The following is a 7426-nucleotide window of genomic DNA, read 5'->3' on the forward strand; positions in this document are numbered from 1 at the left end:
CTGCACGATTATGTGCACTTCCAGTTGGACGGCGATGAAGCGCACCTCTGGGAAGAACCCCACGAGATCATTACTGAGATGACAGCCGACGAGGAGGGCGGATTCCCATCCGAACTGGGAGCCATTTTAGATCGGCTTGAGGATGTTCCCGATGAGGACCGCTACGCCGCAATTGTGGCCACACCCCTGATCTCCGGTAACACCAAACTCATAGAGTGGATCGGTAGATCACAACCCGTCACTAGTACCGGCATGCCGCGACGCGCTGATATCGGTGCGGTGGCCAACATGATCGGCATTGCTGCGCAAGGCGTGGCAAAAGCTCCACCTTTAGAATTCACTGATGCCGCTGTGCAGGCCCTGGATTTGTCGAAACCAGCCCCAAAGAAACCCACCCTACACGTACAGTCGGCCAAAGCGATCGGTGAGTTACGAGCCTGGTGGGCAGCTCTTGAAACTCACGAAGGTATCGAGGTCTCCGCTACCCGCATCAAACCTGGCCCCCTCTCCGACGTGCTGACAACTCCTCAGCTGGGCGATATAGAACTGATAGAAATGTTCATGGTGAGCTACGTCCGCGAATACTTACTGGGCGCCGTCGATCAACCACTCGGTGAAATGGCGGTGATTCTTACGGTTGCCAAAATAATGGAATTGGTTCAGGCACAAGAACCCACGGCCCAACCGGATAACTCTTCGGAAGCAGAGCCCGCTTCACTCTTTTCCGCCCGGCATCTCAGAAGCTTTGAGTCGATGGGGCTCTTAGAAATCCGAGATTCCAGGCCCTTTATCCCAGAACCACTGCGTCCAGTCATGGCGTTTGGTGCAATGCTGGCCCTGGCTGAACTCAAGGCAGCTGCATAAGACACCACCTAGGGTTTCAAGTGTCACGTCGAAGAGTCTGCGGCACGCTGCTAATGTTTAGAAGAACCTGAGCAGAAATTTTCATGAGGTGTGATCGTGCTTGACGCCTATCCGATCCTGACGCTGCTGCCGCCGTTGGTGGCGATCGTCCTGGTTATCGCCACCAAAAAAGTATTAATCTCACTTGGTGCTGGTATTGTCACCGCGGGTTTGCTGCTTGCTGATTTCAACCCGCTGACCATGCTGGTGACCATCGGCGAAGCGGTGCTACGCCTGGTGTGGGTTGATGATGCGATCAACTGGTACACGATCCTCATCGTGGCGTTCTTATTCCAACTGGGCATTGTCACCGCACTGGTCATGATGTCCGGTGGGGCGTCATCGTTTACAGAATGGGCTGCCAAACGGATCCGCAAGCGACGCGGCGCGAAGATCTTGACCGGGCTGTTGGGCATGCTCATCTTTATTGACGACTACTTCAACGCGCTCGCCGTCGGACAAGTCGCCCGCCCAATAACCGACCGGTACCGGGTATCGCGGGCAAAACTGGCCTACCTGATTGACTCGAGTTCAGCACCCGTCGTCGTGCTGATGCCATTATCCAGCTGGGGTGCCACCATTATGGGGATCATGGCGCCACTACTGGGTGCCTCCGCGCTGATGCTGACTCAGCTCGAGGCGTTCGTCTTGTCGGCGGCCATGAACTATTATGCGATTGCCGCGCTGGTGTTGTTATGGCTCACTATCCTGTGGGGCCTGGATTTCGGCAGTATGCGCACAGAAGAACAACGTGCCGTGCAGGGCGGTGGCCTACAAAACCCCAACGACGACACCCCGGACCCGTTTGCCGAGGACATGCCCAAGCATGAACCCGGAGCGATGCGCGCGCTGATCATACCGTTTGCCATGCTCATTATTGGTGTGGTCGCCGGCATGTACGTGACCGGCGGGATGCTAGGTGAAAGCTGGGGTGTGCTCGATACCCTGGAAGCCGCTGATGTTGCGATTGCGCTGAATGTTGGCGGGATCGCCGCACTGATTGTCGCCGCCTACTACTGTATTCGCTATACCAAAGGCAACCCGGAGTTTACCGCCGGAACCAAACGACGCGGTACCCTGCACGGTGCCAAATCCATGCTGCCACCCGTGCTGATCCTGCTCTTCGCCTGGGCACTGGCGGACCTGATCTCCGAGATGGGCACCGGGGAATATCTAGCTTCGGTAGTCGAGGCAGTCGCACTGCCCACCGTGTGGTTGATCCCGGTGTTATTTGTGGTGGCCGGGATTATGGCCTTTGCGACCGGGACGTCATGGGGTGCTTTTGGTATTTTGCTGCCCTTAGCAGGCGAAATGATGAACGCGGTGGAAGGTGGCGAAGCGTATTTGATTGCCAGCTTTGGTGCCGTCCTGGCTGGTGCCGTATGGGGTGACCACAGTTCACCAATTTCTGACACCACAATTCTGTCGAGTACCGGTGCGGCCTGCGCTGTTCCAACCCACGTCGCCACTCAATTGCCATACGCATTTGTTGGAGCACTCTCCGCACTGATTGGCTACGCTACCTACGCGCTGACACACAGCGGCGTTATCGGACTGGTGACGACGTTGGTGCTCGTGGTGGCCATTGCCGCGATGATCCGCAAAGTGCGCCCGCCGATTCCCGATCCCGAAACTCCGGTGGTCAGTCACAGCCAAGAGTGAGAGCCGAAGCAACTGATTCAACAGGGTCACCCTGCGCAACGGGATAGTCAGTGAAGCTGACAGCTCCGAGACTGGACGATCTTGTTTTGCTTCGATGTACACCAATGTTCACAAGGTACACTGATGTTCACAAGGTACACTAATATTCACAACGAGGGGCGATAATGTCGACACCATTGAATCCGTTTCGACCTACAGCCGGTGCTGAACCGCCCCAATTAGTAGGTCGGGCAGGGTTGTTAGATGAGTTTTCGTATGGCCTTCAAATTCGTGCTGGCGCCCCCGGCTTATTGACAATCTTTACCGGTGCTCGAGGGATAGGCAAGACCGTGATGCTCGGTGAGGCTGAAGATGAAGCGCGTCGCGCCGGTTGGGCAGTGATCTCTGAGACTGCCACGCGCGGATTTCTTGGCCGGCTAGGCCAAGCGATGCTCCCGTTCGTCGAAGAGCTGGGTGCTGGTCCACCTAAACGACGGATCACAGGGCTTGGGATCGCTGGGTTTTCAATAGACACTGAATTACCTCCGGAACAGCAGGTCGGTTGGCGCCAGTTGGGAGAAGAGCTTCTGCGATTATTGGATGTTCAAGGGACTGGACTGGCAATTACCTTGGATGAGATTCACGGTGCTGATCGGGATGAACTGGCTCAGTTGGCTGCCTCGGTTCAGCATTTTATCCGGGCTGGACTGCCGGTGGCTTTAGTGTTCGCTGGTCTACCGGCTGCTGTTTCGGACCTGCTTGACGAAGGCGTGGCGACGTTCCTACGTCGAGCCGACCGTATTGATCTCCACGCGACCGCTATTGATGAGGTCGAAGTTTCGTACTTAGAGGTCTTTGCAGCCCTACCTCACCGCATCGACCCAAGTTTGCTGCGCGTGGCAGCCGAGGCCACCGGTGGATACCCCTTTTTGATCCAACTTATTGGTTACCACCTCTGGCAGGTTGCCGAAACCGCTGCGGGAGCATTACAACCCGAGCAAGTGCATCTGGCTATCTCTGCAGCTCGCCGACGCAACACCCGCATGGTCATCGAAGCGGCACTGGCAGCAGCCACGCCAAAGGACATGGAGTTTCTCCGTGCCATGGCTGACGATGACGGTCCTTCCAGAACGGCTGACATTGGCCAGCGACTAGGCGACGCTCGCAATACTATAGGCAACTATCGTGCTCGCCTTATCGACGCTGGCCTGATCGAATCAGCAGGCCACGGCCTAGTCAACTTCGCCATCCCCGGTCTACGAAATCATCTGCGTACCTGACCAACCAGACTCGTATTTCGGCGAATACATTACGTCGTCCAATTGCACACACAGTCACAGAACTTCCAACTGTGGACGGTGTCTCAAAAAGACGATAGAGATAAAGGTGCTTGTGAGATCACACCTCGCCGATCAACGCTGAGTAACAGAGTAGGAAAATTGGCATGTCGCAGCAACCACCGCAGGGCCCACCCGAACCAGTCGCCCCACACCAGCAGCCGTGGGGACCACCTCGGCCAGGACCAAACCCATATGGCGGTCAAACCGGCCACGGGTCAACGGCTCCGTCGGTGTTCAAAACCATTCCGGCCCAAGTGTGGGCGCGAGCCTTGCTAATTGCCCTGGTATTCTTTGCCGGATCGCTCATCATGGCCGGCATCACCGCAGCATTGGGCGTCGGGGCAATCAATATGGCAGCGGACTTCACCCCTGAATTCGACGAATTCTTCCCCACCGGGGCCTCCTGGATCGTGTTGACCTTCCAACTGTTGGGCATGGGCTTGCTGTCACCGCTGTCCATTGGTTTCGACATCACCGACATGGGCATGAGCGGAGCATCGGGCACCATCTTTTTTGTACCCTGGCTCATCCCGGCCGCAGGGATTACCGCCGTCATTACAACGCAACGCTTCTTGGGTGGCAACCTGCGCGTGACATTTCTGGGGGTTCGCCTACTGCTCGCGGCCATTGCTGGCCTGAGCTTTGCAACGGTCGTGACCATCTTGACTGCGACAATCCGCTTCCGCGTGCACATCGACGAAAGCCTCATGCAAGGCAGCATGTGGGCGCATTCGGCGTCATTGGCCGGATTCTTGGTGGCCGCAGTACTGGTCGGCTGCACCACCTATCTCTTCTTATTGCCCCAACGGGGAGTGAATTTACAACGCACGATGACGGCGCTCGCAGCCGTTTTTGAACACGTCATGCTGATCGCGGCGGTGGCAGCCATCGCCTTGGTCATCACCCTGTTGGTCCAGGGTGAAACCGATGCCTTGCCCGCGGTGCTCTTCGCACTACCAAATGTGGCGCTCGCGGCGTTTTCGCTGGTGCACTGCATTCCGGTCACCGCGCGCTCCAATGAGGAGTTCATGGCAGGGGTCGAAACAGCATCCTTCACGCTATTCGACGCCCATCCAGCCGTCGTCGTCATTGGCATCTTCGTCATGGTGTTGACCCTTGGCGTCGTCGCTTTCCGGTGGAGCTTGCGCACCCGGTTCTACGCGCACGCCGCCTGGTCCTGGATCACGCTGCTGGCCGGCTACCTGGTGTTAGGCGTGCTGATCACCTTTGCCAACGGGGCCTATTTGAGCATGGCGATGTTCGGGGAAAGCCTGCGGGTAAGTATCACCCAAGCGGCCTGGGGTTTCTTATTGTGGCTGGTTATTGGGGGAGTGGTGCAAGTGCTTGCCAGCTACGTGATGCCCCAATTGGCGTATCGCATGCCACGCGGGTTACTGCGCGTGCTCGGAGCAGGGCTGGCATTGCCACCAGCAACGACAATCCCTCCGACGACGACTGCCACCGCGCCACCTCCCCCACCGCCCGGGCCGGCACCGGAGGACAGCGATGCCACCGAAGTGATCAGTGAGCAGCCCGGTACTGTCGAACACACCACGGTGCTGCCGGCGGTGCACACCGAACCGATTCAGGCCACCGCCTCCGAGCAGGCCTACCAGACCGTGGCTGACGACCCGGCAACGCAGGCCTTTGCGACTGGCCGGCAACACCCTGACGCCTGGCACGTTGAGTCACCGGCAGAGCCGCGCCGTATGCGCCGGGGCACCAAAGTGTTGCTGGTCTCGGGGTTGAGCCTTGTGGTTTTGGCCGGGCTCGCCTGGGCGGCGCACAGCGTCTTGGCGCGCACCATGTTTGGGCCGCAGCACACCGCTGAAGCATATTTACAAGCCGTGGTGGATGGTCGCGCCGAGGACGCGTTGGCCCAGATGGGCCCGAATGTGACCGATGAACTCCGCGCCTTAGCAACCGATGAGATCTACCAGAGTGCAACCAACCGTCCGGATCGCTTTGAACTCGGCGACGTGACGCGAGACGGCTCCAGGGCTACCGTTGAAGCCACACTGTACCAGTCGGGTAAGGCCTATCCGCTGGAACTTGGGCTGACGACGTCGGGCACCCAGGCGGCGGTATTTTCTGACTGGGCATTAGAAACCGGGGACGTCGCGGGCCGGGCCGCCTATGTATCTGGGCCATCGACGCTGACCGTCAACGAGGTTGAAGCCGAGATCGCCCCCACCGGGCAGGCCACCGAGCAAGACGTTGACGCCGAGACCTATGATCCGGCCGGTATCGCAAATATTGCGGCCGAGTCCGGGCAGGTGCTGTTGCCGGGAACCTACCTGTTCTCCGCACCGGAAGGTAGCAAATACCTGTCCCACGGGGAAGACCTGGAACTAACGATCACCCCCGGCGAGGTGTCTGAAACCCCGATCGAATTTAGCCAAAGCTACACGGAGACCTTTGAAACCGATGTGATTGCAGCGGTGGAAAACCGGTTGGAATCCTGCCTGGCCGACCGCACCATTCGGGTGGACGAATGTGAGGCAGCCAGTTGGGAGGATACCTCCTGGACAGCCATGAAAGACATGGTCCGAACCTGGGAAGTCCAACCCGAAATTGAGGTGCTGCCCTCCGACGCTGACACATCCTTTGGCGGCACAACCGACCTGACACAATATTCTGGGCCCGTTGTGGCACGCGTGACCGAGGGCAGTATACATCTGAGCTATCAGGTTCGTGATGATGAAGATCAAGATTGGATGGACCGCGAACGCGTCTACTCCCCGTTTCAGGTCGGGTTCTTTGAGCCCATGGAATTTCCGGTGACCTTGGACGGCGATGAGATCGTGATCGACTACTCGCCGCTGGATCAATACAACCCGGACTGGCTCAGCCCCGAGTTCCGGGACTAACTCCCGGGCAAATAATGCAGATGCCCACGCCAGCGTCGTCAGCAGGACAGCGGTGATGTTGCTCGGCATCGGTTCTGCATCCAGCGGGTGGTGCCAGTCATGATCAGCGAGTCGAATCCAGCCGGAGCACTGTATCGCGGGCCATGATTTGATAGTCGCGGGCGCTGGTGCCATTGTGTTTGGTAAAAGCACGGCTGAACGCACTGACGTTTGCGTAGCCTAGTGCGCATGAAATCCACTTGACCTGCCGTCCTTCATCAAGCCAGTCGATGGCTCGATGCATGCGTAATGCTTGACGCCAGGTGCCAAAAGTCATGCCAGCCTGATGGTTGAATGAGCGTTCGAGACTTCGTGTGCTGATCCCAAAACGCTGCGCCCAATCATCCAGCGTGGCGAAGTGTCCAGGATTCTTATATAGCGCCAACTGCACATGTTGAATTCGTTGGGCATGGGAGTCTTCGGTCTCGAAGAACAGGTCGATTGCGGTGGGCTGCAGGGATAGAGGCATACCGGTAGGCTCGCGGTCGTTGGGTTTTAGTGCAGTGACCCATCCGATGCCTTGGAAAATCGTTTCGGCTCGAATCTTCGTTGGTATGTGGAGTAATTGCAGCGTGGAAAATGTCTGCTGACTTGCGGTGAGATTCAGTGGTACAGGGATAATAATGCTGCCAC

Annotated in this window: 5 protein-coding genes; 4 read left to right on the plus strand and 1 reads right to left on the minus strand. The window is 57.8% G+C overall.

The features are described 5' to 3' along the window. The 4 genes from K8V32_RS09560 to K8V32_RS09575 all read left to right on the plus strand — a co-directional run. Nucleotides 1-864, plus strand: an 864-nt coding sequence (locus K8V32_RS09560) for a hypothetical protein (protein WP_303906405.1), incomplete at its 5' end; no start/stop codon positions are given. A gap of 96 nt (nt 865-960) precedes the next feature. Beyond that, entirely contained in the window at nt 961-2565 is a 1605-nt protein-coding gene (locus K8V32_RS09565) for a Na+/H+ antiporter NhaC family protein (protein WP_303906408.1), read from the plus strand. Nucleotides 2566-2729: 164 nt separating this feature from the next. Beyond that, a complete protein-coding gene (locus K8V32_RS09570; RefSeq protein WP_303906411.1) occupies nt 2730-3824 on the plus strand; it encodes an ATP-binding protein in 1095 nt (364 codons plus the stop codon). Between the two features lie 164 nt (nt 3825-3988). Beyond that, a complete protein-coding gene (locus K8V32_RS09575; protein WP_303906414.1) occupies nt 3989-6754 on the plus strand; it encodes a hypothetical protein in 2766 nt (921 codons plus the stop codon). A gap of 103 nt (nt 6755-6857) precedes the next feature. On the opposite strand, the gene K8V32_RS09580 is transcribed toward K8V32_RS09575, so the two are convergent. After that, nucleotides 6858-7426: AraC family transcriptional regulator (locus tag K8V32_RS09580; protein ID WP_303906417.1), on the minus strand; the 569-nt coding region annotated here is incomplete at its 5' end.

It is taken from the genome of Enteractinococcus helveticum (genome assembly GCF_020742345.1).
Classification (GTDB): domain Bacteria; phylum Actinomycetota; class Actinomycetes; order Actinomycetales; family Micrococcaceae; genus Yaniella; species Yaniella helvetica_A.